We start from the raw sequence: 18659 nt of genomic DNA, 5'->3' as shown, positions 1-18659 counted from the left end.
GAGTGCGACATGGGAGTGTTTGACTATAAGAATGCCGACGGCAAAGCGTTGTACAGCGATGCCATCGCATTGACGCTGTATGCCTACACGCCGACCGGCAAACCGCTACCGGCCACCGGCTGGGCGCCGGTCACCGCCAAGGCGTTGGGGTATCAGGGCAAGGTCGGCGCGCAGGGCACGTTCTTCGGCGAGAAGGACGGGTTCACCAGCGCCGAGGCCGAGGTGCTCGGCAAGTACGACGCCGCCGGCAAGCTGATCGGCATCGGCGTGGCCTTCCGGGGCACCGGCGGGCTGGGCTACAGCGACACCTTCGGCGACATGAAGAACAACCTGCTGGCGGCGATCGGTCCGGTGGACTACGCGACCAACTACGCCAAGAACGCCTTCGACAACCTGCTCAAGGCGGTGGCGGCGTTCGCCGCCGCCAACGGCATCGCGGCCAAGGACGTGCTGTTCAGCGGCCACAGCCTGGGCGGGTTGGGCGTCAACAGCGTGGCCGAGCTGAGCGCAAGCAACTGGGGCGGGTTCTTCAAGGACGCGAACTACATTTCGTTCGCCTCGCCGACCCAGAGCAGCACCGGCAACAACGTGCTGAACATCGGGTTCGAGAATGACCCGGTGTTCCGGGTGCTGGACGGCACCACGTTCAGCAGCGCCTCGCTGGGCAAGCACGACGCGCCGCACGACTCGACCACCGACAACATCGTCAACTTCAACGACCAGTACGCGTCCACCGCGCAGAACCTGGTGCCGTTCAGCATCCTCAATCCGCTGAACTGGTCGGCCCACGGCTCGCTGGGGTACGCCGACGGCCTGAACCGGGTGATCGGCTCATCGTTCTACAACCTCACTGGCAAGGACTCGACCATCATCGTCTCCAACCTGGAAGAGGCCTCCCGGGGCAAGACCTGGGTGGAGGACCTGGGCCGCAGCGGCGAGCCGCACACCGGCAGCACGTTCATCATCGGCACCGACAGCAACGACTGGCTCAAGGGCGGGGCGGGCAACGACTTCCTGGAAGGCCGCGCCGGCGACGACCGGTTCCGTGACGACGGCGGGTTCAACATCCTGCTCGGCGGCCAGGGCCACAACACCTTCGAGCTGCAGAAGCCGCTGCAGAACTTCAGCTTCGCCAACGACGGCGACGGCACGCTGTATGTGCGCGACGCCTACGGCGGCATCAGCCTGACCCGCGACATCGGGGCGCTGGTGAGCAAGGAGTCGGGCTCGTGGTGGGGCAGCAAGGAAATCACCTGGACCGTCACCGCTAAAGGCCTGAGCAACGGCAGCGAACTGACCCAGTACAACCATTCGCTCAGCGGCGACGGCTACGGAAATGCGTTGCACGCCACCGCCGACGGCGACTGGCTGTTCGGCCTGGGCGGTGACGACCGGCTGATCAGCGACAAGGGTCATGTGACCTTCGTCGGCGGCGCCGGCAACGACGTGATGACGGCGATGGGAGGCAACAACACCTTCCTGTTCAGCGGCGCGTTCGGCTTCGACACGATCAACGGCTACCAGGGCGGCGACAAACTGGTGTTCATGGGCGTTCAGGGCGCGGGGCAGGGCTACGACTACAAGCAGCATGCGTCGCAGTCCGGTGGCGATACCGTGCTGAAGATTGGCGACTATGCCGTGACTCTTGTTGGGGTTGGAGTCGGTAATCTGTCGGATTCGAGTTTCGTGTTCGCGTAAAAGGCATGTGGGAGCGGGTTCGCCCGCTTCCGCAGGCAGCAACTCTGTGGGAGCCAGCCTGCTGGCGATGGCGGCTGCAAGGCCGCCGCACCTCCCGCATGAGCGCAGTGCAAAACGTAGTGAAATGCTCCGGGGCGTCCCCGTGGGGCGCCTTGGTTGTGGGCTATCTCTGACAATTCCAAAAAAAGAGAGGCAACAGCAATGGGTGTGTATGACTACAAGAACTTCAGTACGGCGGAATCCAAGGCGCTGTTCAGCGATGCCATGGCCATTACGCTGTATTCCTACCATAACCTCGACAACGGCTTCGCCGTGGGTTACCAGCAGAACGGCTTCGGCATCGGCCTGCCGCTGACGCTGATCAAGGCGTTGGTCGGCGGCACCGACTCGCAAGGGGTGATTCCCGGCATCCCCTGGAACCCGGATTCGGAAAAGGCCGCGCTCGACGCGGTGAAGAAGGCCGGCTGGACCCCCATCACCGCCTCGCAGCTGGGCTACGACGGCAAGACCGACGCCCGGGGAACCTTCTTCGGCGAAAAGGCCGGCTACACCAGCGCCCAGGTGGAGATCCTCGGCAAATACGACGCCCAGGGCCACCTCACGGAAATCGGCATCGCCTTCCGCGGCACCAGCGGTCCCCGTGAAATCCTCCTGCGCGACTCCATCGGCGACGTGATCAACGACCTGATGGCGGCGTTCGGGCCCAAGGACTACGCGAAGAACTACGTCGGCAATGCGTTCAACGATCTGCTCGCCGATGTGGTGGCGTTCGCCAAGGCCAACGGCTTGACCGGCAAAGACGTGCTGGTCAGCGGCCACAGCCTGGGCGGGCTGGCGGTCAACAGCCTGGCGGACTTGAGCGGCGACAAGTGGGGCGGGTTCTTCAAGGACTCCAACTACATCGCCTACGCCTCGCCGACCCAGAGCAGTACCGACAAGGTGCTCAACATCGGCTACGAGAACGACCCGGTGTTCCGCGCGCTGGACGGCTCGTCCTTCACCGGCGCCACCCTGGGCGTGCACGATGCGCCGAAGGAATCGGCCACCGACAACATCGTCAGCTTCAACGACCACTACGCCTCCACCGCGTGGAACCTGCTGCCGTACTCCATCGCCAACATCCCGACCTGGATCTCGCACCTGCCCACCGCGTACGGCGACGGCATGAACCGGATCATGGAGTCGAAGTTCTACGACCTGACCAGCAAGGACTCGACGATCATCGTCGCCAACCTGTCGGATCCGGCGCGGGCCAACACCTGGGTGCAGGACCTGAACCGCAACGCCGAAACCCACAAGGGCAGCACCTTCATCATCGGCAGCGACGGCAATGACCTGATCCAGGGCGGCAGCGGCAACGACTACCTGGAAGGCCGCGCCGGCAACGACACGTTCCGCGACAGCGGCGGCTACAACATCCTGCTCGGCGGCGCGGGCAACAACACCCTCGACCTGCAGCAGTCGGTGAGCAAGTTCACCTTCGCCAACGACGGCGCCGGCAACCTGTACGTGCGCGACGCCAACGGCGGCATCAGCATCACCCGCGACATCGGCAGCATCGTCACCAAGGAGCCGGGGTTCCTCTGGGGCCTGTTCAAGGACGACGTCACCCACACCGTGACCGCCGACGGCCTGAAGGTGGGCAACAACGTCACGCAATACGCGTCGAGCGTGAAGGGCGGCGCCGGCGCCGATACGCTCAAGGCGGGCGCCGGCGGCAGTTGGCTGTTCGGCCAGGACGGCAACGACCACCTGATCGGCGGGGCGGGCAACGACGTGTTCGTCGGCGGCACCGGCAACGACCTGATGGAGTCGGGGGGCGGGGCGGATACGTTCCTGTTCAACGGCGCGTTCGGCCAGGACCGGGTGGTGGGCTTCACCGGCAACGACAAACTGGTGTTCCTCGGCGTGCAGGGCGTGCTGCCCAACGAGGACTTCCGCGCCCATGCCACCGCAGTCGGGCAGGACACCGTGCTGAAGTTCGGCGCCGATACGGTGACACTGGTGGGGGTGTCGCTGAGCGGCCTCAGCGCTGACAGCATCGTCATCGCCTGACCGCCGCAAACCCCGTGGCGAGGGAGTTTGCTCCGGCAGGGACGCGCAGCCACCCCTCTTGCTGGGGACGGCTTCGCAGTCCAGCGGGAGCAAGCGCCTTCGCCACAATGCATACAGAAAGTGACCTGCTGGCCATTTCCTGACTCAAACCCCTGCACCAACAGGAACGCGGCACTAAATCCTGCGCATGCGCAGTCGTCATTTAGATGCCGCCATTGAGTACAGGAGATTCAAACGTGAAACGTTTCAAGGGGTATGTCGTTGTTGCGGGCATGGCGCTGATGACGGCCCAGGCCTGGGCCGATCTGCCTCACAGCTCGATTCTGAGCCGTTACGGGGTCAGCACCGATGAGTTGCCGGCACCGGCCGAGACCGAGCCCGCCGAACCCGTCGAAGAGAAAAGCCGTTTTCAGCTCCAGCCGGAGCAGCCTTTGGTGACCGTGCGTCTGGGCGACGGCAAGCCGCCGCAAGAGCCCACCGGCAACCTCAGCATCGACAACATGGCCCGTCAGGACCTCGAACGCTGCCAGCGCATGCAGGCCGAAGTGGCCCGGCGCGGCGGCCAATACATCCGTTGCGACAACAGCCTTCCGGGGATGGCGCCGCCGTCGCCGTATTGAGGGCAATGCCCGGGAGCTGCCGCCCGGCAGCTCCTTGCGGGCCGGTCAGTCCTGCTTGCGCACGGTGGCCACTTCATCGCCGCGCACCTTGATCTTGGCGCCGGAAATGTCCTCGAACTCATAGAAACCGTCCTTGGTCTTGGTCTCCGGCATGTCCTTGGTCAGGTACTGGGTGCCGTTCTGCAGCGTCACCACGGTCGGGGTCGAGCAGCCGGCCAGCGCCAGCAGGGCCGCCGCCAGTGAGGCGCCCAGCAGTTTGGTTTTGATTCCCATCGTTTCATGTCCTCGATTCATTCGGTCCGGCCGTTGTCGGCCTTCTAACGCGGTTGGTGCCATCAGGCTCGGAAAAGTTCGATGGACTGGCGAAAAAAACCGTCGGCGCAGGCCATTGATCCCTTTTTCGTTTGCGCCAGGCTTGCCCGAGCTGGTATCTGTACGCATAACCAGTATCCGTACGCGACGACCCCGACATCACCGTGACAGCCAATCCCCTCGACGATCCGTTCTATTACCTTAACAATTTTCGGCAAGTGCTTGATTGGCTTGAGCTTCGTTATGCCGATGTGATGGACGAGGCGGAACACGCGTTCGTCCACGGCTTCAAGGCGCTGCCCCAGGCCTCCCAGGGTCTGCTGGTGCGGCTGGTCATGCGCAAGGGCGTGCATTTCCGGGCGGGCAAGCTCGGCTACGCGGAGATCGGCGACATCGGCGAGGCGTCCCTGGCGCTGCTGGAGCGGGGCTGGCTCGACGAATACGCACCGCTGTCGATGGCCGAGCTGTTCGACGTGCTGCTCAAGGACGAGATCCTGCAGGCCTTCGGCCCGTACATCGACCGGCCCAAAGGCAAGAAAACCGAGTGGCTGGCGTCGTTGGACGAACGCTTCCCCGAAGCGCGCCCGCTGCGCGGCTGGTGCCCCGAGCTGGACGAGCGCCTGTTCAGCCTGACGGTGATGGGGCTGTGCGACCGCCTGCGCCTGATGTTCTTCGGCAACCTGCATCAGGACTGGTCGGAGTTCGTGCTCGCCGACCTTGGCATCTACGCCTACGAAAAGGTCGAACTCAGCGCCGACTCCCGCAGCCTGCGCAGCCGGGCCGACGTCGATGCCTGCCTGTTCCTGCATGACTGCCAGCAGCGTTTCGAGAGCGGCGAGCCGCTGCAAGCGATCGTCGGGCAGCTCGCCACGCTGGCGTTCGACAACCCGTGGCTGCAACGCCGGCGCGGCAAGCTGCTGTTCCACATCGCCCAGCACTGCGAACGCCTCGGCGAGTTCGCCCAGGCATTGGGCATCTACCGCGACTGCGTCTACCCCGGTGCGCGGCTGCGGATGATCCGGGTGCTGGAGCGCTGCGGGGAGTACGGCCTGGCGCTGGAGGCGGGCGAGCTTGCCGAACAGTCGCCGGAAAGCGCCGCCGAAGCGCAGGGCCTGCAACGGGTGCTGCCGAGGCTGCGGCGCAAGCTCGGCGGCCCGCCGGTCAAGCGTGCGGCGGCCAGGCCTGTGGAGCGTCTGGACCTGCACCTGCCGCGCCTGGATCCGGCGCTGTCGGTCGAGCAGTGCGTCCAGTTGCACCTGCATGAAGACGAAGGCCCGGTGCACTACGTGGAAAACAGCCTGATCAATTCGCTGTTCGGCCTGCTGTGCTGGCCGGCGATCTTCGCGCCGCTGCCGGGGGCGTTCTTCCACCCGTTCCAGCGCGGCCCGGCGGACCTGCACCATGAGGATTTCCAGCCGCGCCGCGCCGAGCTGTTCCGGGCCTGCCTGGCCGAACTCGACGACGGCCGCTACATCGACACGATCCGCACCCGCTTCGTCGCCAAGTGGGGCCTCCAATCGCCGTTCGTGTTCTGGGGGGCATTGACCGAAGCGCTGCTGGAGCAGGCGTTGGCCTGCCTGCCCGCCGAACACCTGCGGCACTGGTTCGACCGCCTGCTGCTGGACATCAAGGCCAACCGCGCCGGCATGCCCGACCTGATCCAGTTCTGGCCCGGGCAACGGGCCTACCGGATGATCGAGGTCAAAGGCCCCGGCGACCGCCTGCAAGACAACCAATTGCGCTGGCTGGAGTTCTGCGACCTGCACCGCATGCCCGTGGCGGTCTGCTATGTCCAGTGGCAGGAGCCGGGCCTGTGAGCTACAGCATCGCGGTGCGGGCGCTGTGCGAGTTCACCGCCAAGTGCGGCGACCTCGACCTGCGCTTCACACCGTCGCCGACGGCGCTGGAGGGCATCGCCGGCCACCGCACCGTCGCGTCCCGCCGCAACGACAACTATCAGAGCGAAGTTGCGCTTGAAGGCGAATTCCGCCACCTGAAGGTCAAGGGCAGGGCGGACGGCTACGACCCGGCGCAGAACTGCCTCGAAGAGGTCAAGACCTTCCGGGGCGACCTGGCCACGCAACCGCCCAACCATCGCCAACTGCACTGGGCCCAAGCCAAGGTCTACGGCTGGCTCATGTGCCGCAGGCTCGGGCTCTCGCGGATCAACGTGGCGCTGGTGTACTTCGACATCGTCAGCGAGAAGGAAACCTGCCTGGTCGAGGCCTGCAGCGCCGACGACCTGCAACGTTTCTTCGAGCAGCAATGCGGATTGTTCCTGCAGTGGGCCGAACAGGAACTGGCCCACCGCCAGGCCCGCGACCTCGGCGCGCAACAACTGGGGTTTCCCCACACAGGCTTCCGGCCCGGGCAGCGGCACCTGGCCGAGTCGGTGTTCAAGGCCGTCAGCACCGGCCGCTGCCTGATGGCCCAGGCGCCCACCGGCATCGGCAAGACCCTCGGCACCCTGTTTCCGATGCTCAAGGCGTTGGCGCCGCAGCAACTGGACAAGGTGTATTTCCTCACCGCCAAGACACCGGGACGGCAACTGGCCCTGGACGCCGCGCACGTGCTGTTCGAGCGCAACGAAGCCTTGCCGTTGCGGGTGCTGGAAATGGTCGCCCGGGACAAGGCCTGCGAGCATCCGGACAAGGCCTGCCACGGCGAATCCTGCCCCTTGGCCCGGGGCTTCTACGACCGTTTGCCGGCCGCGCGGCAGGCGGCCAGCCAAGTGCGCCTGCTGGATCAGGCGGCGATCCGCGAGATCGCCCGGCAACATGCGGTCTGTCCGTATTACCTGAGCCAGGAAATGGCCCGCTGGGCTGACGTGGTCGTTGCGGACTACAACTATTACTTCGATTTCAGTGCGCTGCTGTTCGGCCTGGCCCAGTTCAATCAGTGGAAGGTCGCCGTACTGGTGGATGAGGCGCACAACCTGGTCGAGCGCGGGCGGCAGATGTACAGCGCGAGCCTCGACCAGGCGACCCTGGACAGCGTGCGCAAGGCTGCGCCCGAGGCCCTGAAAAAGCCGCTGCAGCGGGTCAACCGCGAGTGGAACGCCCTGCACAGCGACCAGACGGCGCCGTACCAGGCCTACGACAAGGTGGGGGAGAAACTGCTTCAGGCCGTTTCCCTGTGCTGCGCGAGCATCGGCGACTACCTCAACGATCACCCGCAGGGGCTCGACAGCGGCCTGCAGAACTTCTACTTCGAGATGCTCCAGTTCGGCCGGGTGGCGGAACTGTTCGACGCGCACTACCTGTTCGACATCAGCAAACGCGACCTCGACCGCAAGCGCCCGCGCTCACAGCTGTGCCTGCGCAATGTGGTGCCTGCGGCGTTCATCGGCCCGCGCCTCGGCGCCGCCCGCAGCGCCGTGCTGTTTTCCGCGACGCTCGCCCCGCGCCGGTTCTACGCCGATCTGCTCGGCACGCCGGCCGACACGGTGTCGATCGACGTCGAATCGCCGTTCTGCGCCGAGCAGTTGCAGGTGCGGATCGAAAGCCGGATCTCCACGCGGTTCAACCATCGTCAGGCGTCGCTGGCCCCGATCACCGAACTGATCGCCCGCCAGTTCGGCGAGCGTCCGGGCAATTACCTGGCGTTCTTCAGCAGTTTCGATTACTTGCAGCAGGTGGCGCAGCTGTTGGCCGAGCGCCATCCGCACATTGCGCAATGGCAGCAGTCGCGGGGCATGACAGAAGAGCGGCGCCAGGCGTTTCTCGACCGTTTCACGGCTGACGGCCAAGGCGTCGGGTTCGCCGTGCTGGGCGGCGCGTTCGGCGAAGGCATCGACTTGCCCGGCGCACGCTTGATCGGCGCCTTCATCGCCACCCTGGGCCTGCCGCAGCTCAACCCGGTGAACGAGCAGATAAAGCGGCGCATGGCGGCGGTGTTCGGCGCCGGCCATGACTACGTCTACCTGTTTCCCGGTGTGCAGAAGGTGGTGCAGGCCGCCGGGCGGGTGATCCGCACCCAGGAGGACCGCGGCGTGGTGACGCTGATCGACGATCGGTTCGCCGAAGCCCGGATCCGGCAATTGCTGCCGCAGTGGTGGGCGCTCGACGCCTCTGAGGAGGCGTCTGCAAAAGCCCTTGTGCCTGTAGGTCGTTGACCCTCTCACTCGTGTGTTATGGAACTGGGCTTGTAGGATTTTTCATTAATAAAATCAAAGAGATATCCGGTAAATCTTTCGGCTTTGAAAATGTCGCAGACATCAGGCCTTATCGGTGCCGTCACTCACGACAGAACCTTGATAAGGAAATCAATGACATGTCCGAACTTGCGACCTATGCCTACACCCCTGCCGACGTGAACGCTGCGTATACCGACATCCGCGAAGCGTTGTTCACCGGCAAAGAGGCCAGCGAAGTCCCGCAGTTGCTGATCACCGCCGGACTGCAAGGCTCCGGCAAGACCTACTTGCTGGAAAAGACGCTGCTGCCGTCGGGGCAGTACGCGAACTACATCCGGCTGTACTCGCCGGACTTTCGAAAGAAGCATCCGCAATACGACACCATGCTGCGCAAGGGCGTGCTGCACGCGTACGAACACACGGAGTCGTTCGTGCGCGAAGTCTGCGCGAAACTGTTCGAAGAGGCCTTCACCGGCCGGTATTCCATGATCGTGGAGTGCGCCTTCGACGACATCGATTTTGCGAATCTGCCGGCCTTCGCTGCAGGCGCCGGCTACCGGATCGAAGCGCACATCGTCGCCTGCAGCCTGCCGTTCGCGTTCATCTCGGGGGTCAAGCGGGCATTCAGAAGCCTTGAAAAGCAGGAGCTGGAGCGGTTCGTGCGGCCGTCGGACCTGCGTTCGAGCCTGGGCAATTCCCACGCGGTGCTCTTTGCCCTGGAAAGCGCGGCCAAGACGGTCGACGGATCGCAGATCCACCTGTACGAACGGGGCCTGGGCGCCCTCAATGACCGTGTGTTGCGCCGGCAAAGCACCTACAGCCTGGATGAGTCGAAAAAACTCACGGTGACCTCGATGCTCGAACCCTACCGCTACAGCGACTACGAGCAGGTCAGCGGCAATACGGTCAACACGACGGCTGAACGCGACGAAATGATCAGGGAATGCCACCTGGCCCTGAGCAAGACGGCCGCGCATGTGGATCAGGTTCCGATGTTTGTCTACAACGCACTTCACGCCCGAATCGTGAAGCACGTCTACCGTTGACCGCATTCGCGGGCGTCGATCTGCACGGGCCGCTTCTCAATCCCGTGGTTTGACGCATACTCCTGAGAGTCATGACGGGTGTGTGAGCCGATGAGCGAAAATTTCAGCAAGAATTCGATCAGTGAAGAAACGCGTTTTCGCCTGTTGATCGATGCGGTGGTCGACTACGCGATCTACATGATCGACCCACATGGCGTCATCACCAGCTGGAACTCCGGGGCCAAGCGCTTCAAAGGGTACGAGAAGGCGGAGATCCTCGGTGAGCACTTCTCGCGGTTCTACACCGAGCGCGACCGCGCCGCCGGCTTGCCGCAGCGCGCACTCGACACCGCCATCCGTGAGGGGCGGTTCGAGGGCGAAGGGTGGCGCGTGCGCAAGGACGGCACGCAGTTCTGGTGCCATGTGGTGATCGATCCGATCTTCAGCCCCGGCGGGCAACTGCTCGGGTTCGCCAAGATCACCCGCGACCTGACCGACCGCAAGAAGGCCCAGGAGGCCCTGGAGAAAACCCGCGAAGCGCTGTTCCAGGCGCAGAAGATGCAAGCCATCGGCCAGCTCACCGGCGGCATCGCCCACGATTTCAACAACCTGTTGACGGTGATCCTCGGCAACCTGGAGATCGTGCGAAAACGGGTGGGGGACGACCCGAAGGTCAGCCGCCTGCTGGAGAACGCCACCGAGGGCGTGCTGCGCGGCGTATCCCTGACCCAACGCATGCTGGCGTTCGCTCGCCGCCAGGAACTCAAGACTGAACCGGTGGACGTGGCCGCGCTGATCCAGGGCATCACCGGCCTGCTGCGCAGTTCCCTGGGGCCGGGGATTCGGATCGAGACCCGCTTTGCGCAGGGGCTCGATCCGGTGATGGCCGACGTCAACCAGCTGGAGCTGGCGGTGCTGAACCTGGCGACCAACGCCCGGGACGCGATGCCGGAGGGCGGCAGCGTGATCATCAGCACGCGGCCGGAGGTCGTGCTGGAGCATGCCCAAGCCCCGGTGATGGCCGGGCGGTATGTGTGCCTGAGCTTCGCCGACAGCGGCGAAGGCATGGACGATGCGACGCTGGCGTCGGCAAAGGATCCGTTCTTCACCACCAAAGGGCTCGGCAAAGGGACGGGGCTGGGGTTGTCGATGGTGCACGGGCTCGTCGAGCAACTGGGCGGGCGGTTCGTGCTCAAGAGCGAAAAGGGGCAGGGCACCACCGCCGAGCTCTGGTTGCCGGTGGCCGACGACGCAGTGGCTGGCAAGCCGCTGGCCTGCGCCGAGGATTCGCCGGTGGTCACGCGGCTGCGCGTGCTGGTGGTGGACGACGACAGCCTGGTGCTCACCAGCACGACGCTGCTGCTGGAGGACCTGGGCCACCGGGTGATCGGCGTGACGTCCGGGGCCCAAGCGCTGGCGCTGTTCGATCAGGGGGAAGTCATCGACCTGATGATCACCGACATGGCCATGCCGAACATGACCGGCGCCCAGTTGGCCCATGCGGTGCGGGTGCTCAAGCCCGACCTGCCGATCGTCCTCGCCACCGGCTATGCCGAGCGCCTGGAAGGGTTTGCGGCGCAATTGCCGCGGCTGTCGAAACCCTTCACCCAGGTCAACCTGCTGGAGATCATCGCCCGGTCGATGAAGTAGGGCGCTTGCGCCGCTCATAGCGGGCCAGCAGCGGCTGGGTGCTGACGCCGTGCAACAGGATGCTCAGCGCCACGACCGACAGAGTCAGGTCGGTGCACAGGGCCGTCAGCGCGTCGTTCAACCCGTGGTTCTGGGCATAGAACAGGTAGAACAGGCTGCCGATGCCGCGGATGCCGAACCAGCCGATCAGCAGGCGCTGATGTCCCGTCAACAGTGCCCCCCACGGCAGGAGCGCCACACAGGCCGGTCGGATCAGGCCGAACAGCACGCCACCGACCACCAGCGCGCGCCAGTCCCAATGGGGCATGAGCACCACCCCGAGCAGGGTGAGCAGGAACACTTCCAGCGCCCGTTCCACCAGGCTGCCGAAGGCCAGCATGTCGCCCATCATGATGCCGGCGGCCACCTGGCTGTCCTCCAGGCGCTCGGTGTCGCCGTGCACCGCGTGCTGCGGTTCGACGTTCTGATGGCCCACCACCGGTTGCACCAGGTGTTCGGCCGGTGGCTGTTCCGCCCCGGTGGATCGTACCTCTACCTGGCGCAGGCCCAGGCCTGCGGCGAACACAGAGAGAAAACCGTAGCCGCCCAAGGATTCGGCCACCACATAGGCGAGGGCGATCAGCGCCAGGGCCAGGTAATCGTTGGGGCTGACGGTGCTGTCGTCGTGGCGCAGGCGCAGCGACAAGGTGATCCGGCCGATGCCGCGTCCCAGCCAATAGCCGCTGAGCAGGCCGGCGGGCACGGCCCACAGCAGGCTGCGCAAGGCCCAGTCGGCCCACCTGTCCGACAGGTCACCTGCCGGCAGCAGCAACAAGCCCAGCAGCACGAACGGAAAGGCGATGCCGTCGTTGAGCCCAGCCTCGCCCGACAGGCCGAAGCGCACGCTGTCGACGTCGCGGGCGTCGTTGACCTGAACCAGCGCGGCGAGCACCGGGTCGGTCGGCGCCAGGATCGCGCCGACCAGCAGCGCAGGGCCCCAGCCCAGCCCCAGGCCGTAATGCAGCAGCAGGCAGACGCCGAGGATGGTCAGCACCATCACAGGTCCAGCCAGTCCGGCGGCGATCCGCCAGTTCCGGTCACGCAAGGGCAGGCGCAGTTTCAGCCCGCAGATGAACAGCGAGAACAGCACGGCGACTTCGGTCAGATGCTCCATCCACAGAGAGGCGCCGTCCAGCGAAAGCTTCAGCAGGCCCAGCCCGGCGGGGCCGATGGCGATGCCCAGCAACAGGCACACCGCCGAGGTCGTCACCGGCAGCCAGCGCAGGTATGAAGACGTCAGGGCGAGGGCCAGCAGCACGGCGCCGAGCACCGCGACCCAATCGATGAAACTCACGGCGAGCGGCCGGCGCCCCGACCGCGCCTAGCCGAGCGGCGCGCGCAGGTACTCCGGCGTCAGCACGTTGAACCACAGCAGGATCATCGACACCAGAATGGTCACCAGCACCAGCAGGCCGACGCCCCAGACGCTGGCCGCATAGAGCAGGCCTTGTTCCTTGCGTTCATGCATGAAGGTCGGCAAGCCGACGAACAGCAAGAATGTGGAGTACACCGAAGCCGCGCCCAACACCAGAATGGCGAGCCAGCGACTGGGGTACAGGCCGGCGATCCCGGCGATGAAAAACGGCGTGACGGTGTAGGCGGCGAAGCCGATGCACTGGTTGAGCGTCGGCCGCGCGTCGAACGTGCGCGACATCCAGCGGATGAACCCGCCCATGATCGCCACACCGGCGATGGTGGTGAGGTACAGCAGAAGGCTCAATTGCAAGGCGCTGGCGTTGCTGAGCCAGACCGTTTCCCCAGCCGCCAGGCTCCAGCCGACCGAGGTGGTGCCGATGAACAGGCAGACGGCGGGTATCAGGGCGAGCAACAGCAGGTGGGCGAGGTAATGCCGGGGATGGGCCTCTTCTTCGCGGCGGATGTCGCTCCAGGCGAAGTTGGGCTGGGTGAAGAGCTTGATGATGGGCGCGGACATGACGACCTCCGATCTTTCACGGCCCGGGCAGGGCTATAAAAGTATTGAGAGGCGCCTGGTGCGGCGGTTCAGTTTTTTCGACGGCGGACGCCCCGTCAGGGACGGGGCGCCGTGTCGTCAAGGCTGCGCGGGCTTACAGGCCCAGCTCCGAGAGGCCCGGATGGTCATCCGGACGCCGGCCCAGCGGCCAGTGGAACTTGCGTTCGCTTTCCTTGATCGGCATGTCGTTGATGCAGGCGTAGCGGTTGAACATCAGGCCGTTCTCATCGAACTCCCAGTTCTCGTTGCCGTAAGAACGGAACCAGTTGCCCGAGTCGTCGTGCCATTCGTAGGCGTAACGCACGGCGATGCGGGTATCGGAGAACGCCCACAGCTCCTTGATCAGACGGTAGTCCAGCTCCTTGGCCCACTTGCGGGTCAGGAACGCCTTGGCTTCGGCGCGGTTGTGGGCGAATTCGGCGCGGTTGCGCCATTGGGTGTCCAGGGTGTAGGCCAGCGACACGCGTTCCGGGTCGCGGGAGTTCCAGCCATCCTCGGCCAGGCGAACTTTCTCGATGGCCGATTCACGGTTGAACGGCGGCAATGGCGGACGAACTTCGGCTGCAGTAGACATATTTATCTCCCGATCAATTAACAGTTAAACAACTTGTCGGCTTGTTTCGGCGTTACAGGTCCAATAACTTTCGCGCCATGCATTGCGCATTATCGGCGGCACTGTGATCACCCATCACAAGCGCTACGGTAATGGCGCCGTCGATCAGGATCAGCAACTGTCTGGCCAGCTGTTGCGGATCCTCGGCGCCATGTTCGGTGCACAGCTCGAACAGGTAGTCGAGCAGTTTCTGTTTGTGGTCTTTGGCGACCTGGCGCACCGGATCCTCGGGGTCGCCGGTCTCGCCGCTGGTGTTGATGAAGGCGCAGCCCCGGAAGCCTTCGGAGGCGAACCAGCCCTTGAGCACGGTGAACAGGTTGAGCAGGCGGTCGGCCGGGGTTTCGGCCTGATCCACCGCGGTTCTGTACCAGTGCATCCAACGCACGTCGCGGCGTTGCAGGGCGGCGACGGTGAGCTCCTCCTTGTTGGCGAAGTAGCGGTAGATACTTTTTCTGGAGACACCGGCGGTCTTCACCAGGAGATCCATGCCGGTGGCGGCGATGCCACTTTTGTAGATCAACTTTTCGGTGACATCCAGGATGATGTCGCGGGTCGTGTCGTTGCTATTGATTTCGTTCATGCGGCAAACAGTAGAACGATCGTTCTCCTTGGTCAAGAAGATATTTTGTGAATCTTCTCGATCGTTTTGGCGGATCGTCCCGGGCGCAGGGGTGGGGTTCTTGTTCTGTGGCGCTTTCATTGACGCCATCGCCCGCAGGCTGGCTCCCACAGGAGGTCTTTACAGACACTCACAAGACCGGGCCGAATCGATGGTGTAAGCTCTCGGGTTCTTCGGATTCGACCCATAGCGAGCCCTATGCCGTTGCTTTTCAAACGCTCCCTGCTGCCCAAGTTGCGCAGCTTTCCGCTGACCGCCGAGGCCGTGACCGTGCTGTCCGGCGCTGCCGAGTTCCGCCGTTGCCTGCTGGAGAAGATCGCCCAGGCGACCCAACGCATCTACATCGTTGCGCTCTATCTGCAGCACGATGAGGCCGGCCAGGAAATCCTCGATGCCTTGCATGCCGCCAAGCTCAAGCGCCCCGAGCTTGAGATCGCCGTGGTGGTCGACTGGCTGCGCGCCCAGCGCGGGCTGATCGGCGCCGGCAAGCAGCCGGGCAACGCGGCGTGGTATCAGGAGATGACCCGCACCCACCAGAGCACGGTGCCGATCTACGGCGTGCCGGTGCAGACCCGCGAGCTGTTCGGCGTGCTGCACCTCAAAGGCTTCGTGATCGACGACTGCGTGGTGTACAGCGGCGCGAGCCTGAACAACGTCTATCTGCACAAGTTCGACAAGTACCGCTTCGACCGCTATCACCTGCTGCACAGCCGCGAACTGGCGGATTCGATGCACCATCTGGTCAAGCATGGCCTGATCGAGTCGAAGGCCGTGCACCGCCTGGATCTGCCGAAACTGCCGACCACCCGCAGCCTGCGCAACGACATCGGCGACCTGCGCAGCCGCCTCAAGCACGCGGCCTACGACACCACGGCCGGCAGCACCGAGCGCAACGGACTGTCGGTCAGCCCGGTGCTTGGGGTGGGCAAGAACAATCCGCTGAACCGGGTGATCCTGGAGCTGATCGCCAGCGCCCAGCGGCAGCTGACCATCTGCACGCCGTACTTCAACCTGCCGCTGGGGGTGGTCCGCGAGATCAACCGGGCGCTGGCCCGTGGGGTGAAGATCGACATCGTGGTGGGCGACAAGACCGCCAACGACTTCTACATCCCGCCGAGCGAGCCGTTCAAGGTGATCGCGGCGCTGCCGTACCTGTACGAGATCAGCCTGCGGCGGTTCGCCAAGCGCCATCAGCGCTCGATCGACAGCGGCCAGCTGAACCTGCACCTGTGGCGCGAGGGCGACAACAGCTATCACCTCAAGGGCATGTGGATCGACGAGCGCCGCACCTTGCTGACCGGCAACAACCTCAACCCGCGGGCGTTCCGTCTTGACCTGGAAAACGCGCTGCTGATCGACGATCCGAAGGGGGAGTGGCTGCAGCCGCGGCAGCAGGAACTGGACAACATCATGCGCCACACCACGCGGATCGCGCATTTCCAGAGCCTGGAAGCCTTGCCGGACTACCCGGCCGGGGTGGCCAAGTTCCTCAAGCGTGTGAGCCGGGTGAGGGTGGAGCGCCTGCTGTACCGCATTCTGTAGCGCTCTACAAAGGCCCGTTCACCTTTACGGGGATCCTTTGTGGGAGCAACTGTCTTGCTTCTGTTCTGCGGCGCCTTGAATGACGCCTTCGCTGGCAAGTCGAGTCGTCGCACCGCAGCTCCCACAGGAATCTTGGTGGATGCAGAAATGTGACCACTGCAAAATCCTGTGGGAGCGGGCTTGCCCGCGATAGGGCCCTTCAGAACACTACAAGACTCAGTTCAGCCCCAGCTTCCCACGCAACGTGGAAAGGTCTTCCGCCAAGGTATTGACCGGCCCCACCAACGCCTTGCGGTCGTTCTCCTTTACCTTGTCATACGTCTCGAACCCACCGTCCTGGGTGCGGTACTTGGCCAGGATCTTGTCCACGGTGGCGAAGTTCTTGTCGACCTTGGCCACGAACGCCTTGTCCTGCTTCTCGATCTGCGGGCGGAACAGGTCGACGATCTTCTTCGCGCCGTCGATGTTGCCCTGGAAGTCGTACAGGTCGGTGTGGCTGTAGCGGTCCTCCTCACCGGAAATCTTGGTCGCCGCCACTTCCTCCAGCAGCGCCGCCGCGCCGCCCACCACTTTCTCCGGCGGGAAGGTCAGGCCGGCGACACGGGCCTGCAGGTCCTTGACGTCTTTGTTCAATCCGTCCGCCAGGGCATCCAGGCCGTCGGTGCTCTTCTCGGAGAACAGCGAATACTCGATGCGGTGGAACCCGGTGAAGTCTTCGGCCTTCACGCCTTTCTCGTGGTCGTCCACCCGAGAATCGATGGAGGCGTCGAGGTCGCTGAACAGCTCGGCGATCGGCTCGATGGACTCGTAGAACACCCGGGTCGGCGCATAGAGCTTCTGCGCGGTGGCCAGGTCGCCTTTCTTCACGGCGTCGGTGAACTGCTGGGTGTGGCTGGCCAGTTCATCCAGTTGCTCGGTGACGTAGATCTTGTAGTCCGACACCGGCCCCACCAGGTCCAGCGGCGCGGTGGCGGCGAAGGCCGGAAGCGGGGTGTTGAGCAGACCTAAGGTCAGCAGCAACGCGAGAGGCGTTTTCTTCATGGGGTGGCGGCTCCTGGGCTTATGCAGTTGTTTTGGGTTGGGTAGCGTTGAGCAGCGAGCGACCGATGAAGTCCTTGTCGCCCGTGACACCCGGCAGGGTGAAGAAGTAACCGCCGCCGATCGGCTTGAGGTATTCCTCCAGCGGTTCGCCGTTGAGGCGGGTCTGTACGGTGATGAAGCCTTTTTCCAGGTCGGCCTGGTAACAGATGAACAGCAGGCCCATGTCGAGCTGGCCGTTCTTGTTCACGCCGTTGGAATAGTTGAACGGCCGGCGCAGGATCAGGTTGGCCTGGGTGGCGGCGGTGCGCGGGTTGGCCAGGCGGATGTGGGCGTCGAGCTTGGTCAGCTTGCCGTGGGGATCCTGGCCGTAGTCCGGCACTTCGGTCTCGTGATGGGCGCCTATCGGGGCGCCGGTGGTCTTCACCCGGCCGATGATGCTTTCCTGTTCCTGCAGCGGCGTGCGGTCCCAGCGCTCGACGAAGTTGCGGATGATCCGCACCGCCTGATAGCTGCCGTGGGCGGCCCAGGCCGGTTCGTCGCTGCCCGGCTGCACCCAGACGATGCGGTCCATGACGCTGGCGTCGGTGGAGTCCGGGTTGGCCGAGCCGTCGCGAAAGCCCAGGAAGTTACGGGCCGACTGCGCAGGCGTACCGGGTTTCGCCGGGGCCTGGGGCGGCACGCTGCCTTCTTGCTTCCAGCGCACCAGCAGCAGGTCCGGCAGGTTCTTCACGATGTCGCGCAGGGCGTGGATGTTGGTGTCGGCGGTGTTGGAGCAGAACTGCAGGCTGAGGTCGCCGTGGCAGCAGTCGGCTTCGAGGGCGTCGTTGGGGAAACCGACCATGCGCACCAACCGCTTGGGCTTGGCGCCGGCCAGGCCGAAGCGCTCGTCGAACAGCGATTCGCCCACCGAGACGGTGATGGTCAGGTTGTCCGGCGTCACCACCGGCCCCAGGATGCCGGAATCCAGCGGCGGCAGCTTCGGGTCGACCTGGGCCACCGGGCCGCCCTTCATCAGGAATGCGATGCGCTCGTTGAGGGTGCGGAACAGGCGCTCCAGGTCGTCACGGTCGGTGGCCAGCACGTCGAAGGCCACCAGCATGCCGGCCACCGGGCGCGGAGTGACGATGCCGGTCTGGTGCACGCCATGGAAGTCGTGGCGGTCCTGGGTCTTGTCGCTGCTGGGCGCTTCGGTCACTTGCGCAGGTTCGGCCGCTGCGGCCATCGCCGGGCAGCTCAGGGTGGAGCCTGCCAGCGCAACGCCGGCGGCGCCCATGCCCATCAGGAGGCGGCGGCGTTGCAGGTTGAAGTCTTCTGTATCGTTCATCGCGGGTCGTCTTC

General features: G+C 64.6%; 15 protein-coding genes. 8 read left to right on the top strand and 7 right to left on the bottom strand.

The features are described from left to right. Positions 1–9: 9 nt before the first annotated feature. From CAG33_RS17385 to CAG33_RS17375, 3 genes are all read left to right on the top strand, one after another. Positions 10–1698: a polyurethanase gene (locus CAG33_RS17385; protein WP_085583129.1), complete on the top strand. Its 1689-nt coding sequence runs from the start codon at positions 10–12 to the stop codon at positions 1696–1698. A 201-nt stretch (positions 1699–1899) separates the two neighbouring features. Further along, a complete protein-coding gene (locus tag CAG33_RS17380) occupies positions 1900–3753 on the top strand; it encodes a polyurethanase (protein ID WP_085583127.1) in 1854 nt (617 codons plus the stop codon). 236 nt (positions 3754–3989) lie between these two features. Beyond that, on the top strand, positions 3990–4373 hold the full coding sequence (locus CAG33_RS17375) for a hypothetical protein (RefSeq protein WP_085583125.1): 384 nt from the start codon (positions 3990–3992) through the stop codon (positions 4371–4373). 45 nt (positions 4374–4418) lie between these two features. Here CAG33_RS17375 and CAG33_RS17370 read toward each other — a convergent pair whose 3' ends face one another. Continuing rightward, positions 4419–4646, bottom strand: coding sequence for a YgdI/YgdR family lipoprotein (locus tag CAG33_RS17370; protein WP_085583123.1), 228 nt, complete (start codon positions 4644–4646; stop codon positions 4419–4421). Positions 4647–4849: 203 nt separating this feature from the next. Between CAG33_RS17370 and CAG33_RS17365 the strand changes: the two genes are divergently transcribed. The 4 genes from CAG33_RS17365 to CAG33_RS17350 all read left to right on the top strand — a co-directional run bounded on the left by CAG33_RS17365 (position 4850) and on the right by CAG33_RS17350 (position 11495). Further along, positions 4850–6502 (top strand): VRR-NUC domain-containing protein, encoded by a 1653-nt coding sequence (locus CAG33_RS17365; RefSeq protein ID WP_085639650.1) that lies wholly within the window; start codon positions 4850–4852, stop codon positions 6500–6502. Further along, positions 6499–8799, top strand: a complete 2301-nt coding sequence (locus CAG33_RS17360; RefSeq protein WP_085639647.1) for an ATP-dependent DNA helicase — start codon at positions 6499–6501, stop codon at positions 8797–8799. The genes CAG33_RS17365 and CAG33_RS17360 overlap by 4 nt, the downstream gene beginning before the upstream one ends. Positions 8800–8957: 158 nt before the next feature. After that, complete coding sequence (locus CAG33_RS17355; protein WP_085583117.1) at positions 8958–9866, top strand: zeta toxin family protein; 909 nt, start codon at positions 8958–8960, stop codon at positions 9864–9866. A 90-nt stretch (positions 9867–9956) separates the two neighbouring features. Beyond that, a complete protein-coding gene (locus CAG33_RS17350) occupies positions 9957–11495 on the top strand; it encodes a PAS domain-containing sensor histidine kinase (protein ID WP_085583115.1) in 1539 nt (512 codons plus the stop codon). On the opposite strand, the gene CAG33_RS17345 is transcribed toward CAG33_RS17350, so the two are convergent. The 4 genes from CAG33_RS17345 to CAG33_RS17330 all read right to left on the bottom strand — a co-directional run bounded on the left by CAG33_RS17345 (position 11473) and on the right by CAG33_RS17330 (position 14699). Beyond that, positions 11473–12828 (bottom strand): sodium:proton antiporter, encoded by a 1356-nt coding sequence (locus CAG33_RS17345; protein WP_085583113.1) that lies wholly within the window; start codon positions 12826–12828, stop codon positions 11473–11475. The genes CAG33_RS17350 and CAG33_RS17345 overlap by 23 nt on opposite strands. Before the next feature lie 27 nt (positions 12829–12855). After that, positions 12856–13467, bottom strand: coding sequence for a Yip1 family protein (locus CAG33_RS17340; RefSeq protein WP_085583111.1), 612 nt, complete (start codon positions 13465–13467; stop codon positions 12856–12858). Between the two features lie 133 nt (positions 13468–13600). Beyond that, positions 13601–14080 carry a nuclear transport factor 2 family protein gene (locus CAG33_RS17335; protein WP_085583109.1) on the bottom strand — a complete coding sequence of 160 codons (480 nt, stop codon included), beginning with the start codon at positions 14078–14080 and terminating at the stop codon, positions 13601–13603. A 52-nt stretch (positions 14081–14132) separates the two neighbouring features. Further along, positions 14133–14699: a TetR/AcrR family transcriptional regulator gene (locus tag CAG33_RS17330; RefSeq protein WP_085583107.1), complete on the bottom strand. Its 567-nt coding sequence runs from the start codon at positions 14697–14699 to the stop codon at positions 14133–14135. 237 nt (positions 14700–14936) lie between these two features. Here CAG33_RS17330 and pssA point away from each other — a divergent pair, with 237 nt between their 5' ends. Then, positions 14937–16280 carry a CDP-diacylglycerol--serine O-phosphatidyltransferase gene (gene pssA, locus CAG33_RS17325; RefSeq protein WP_085583105.1) on the top strand — a complete coding sequence of 448 codons (1344 nt, stop codon included), beginning with the start codon at positions 14937–14939 and terminating at the stop codon, positions 16278–16280. 216 nt (positions 16281–16496) lie between these two features. On the opposite strand, the gene efeO is transcribed toward pssA, so the two are convergent. Continuing rightward, the gene (gene efeO / locus CAG33_RS17320; RefSeq protein ID WP_085583103.1) at positions 16497–17321 is read right to left on the bottom strand and encodes an iron uptake system protein EfeO; all 825 of its coding nucleotides are present in this window, start codon (positions 17319–17321) and stop codon (positions 16497–16499) included. A gap of 19 nt (positions 17322–17340) precedes the next feature. Beyond that, on the bottom strand, positions 17341–18645 hold the full coding sequence (gene efeB / locus CAG33_RS17315) for an iron uptake transporter deferrochelatase/peroxidase subunit (RefSeq protein WP_085639642.1): 1305 nt from the start codon (positions 18643–18645) through the stop codon (positions 17341–17343). Positions 18646–18659 lie beyond the last annotated feature (14 nt).

This window comes from Pseudomonas sp. B3(2017) (assembly GCF_002113595.1).
GTDB lineage: Bacteria > Pseudomonadota > Gammaproteobacteria > Pseudomonadales > Pseudomonadaceae > Aquipseudomonas > Aquipseudomonas ekonensis.
This window is presented reverse-complemented; position numbering and strand designations above follow the sequence as displayed.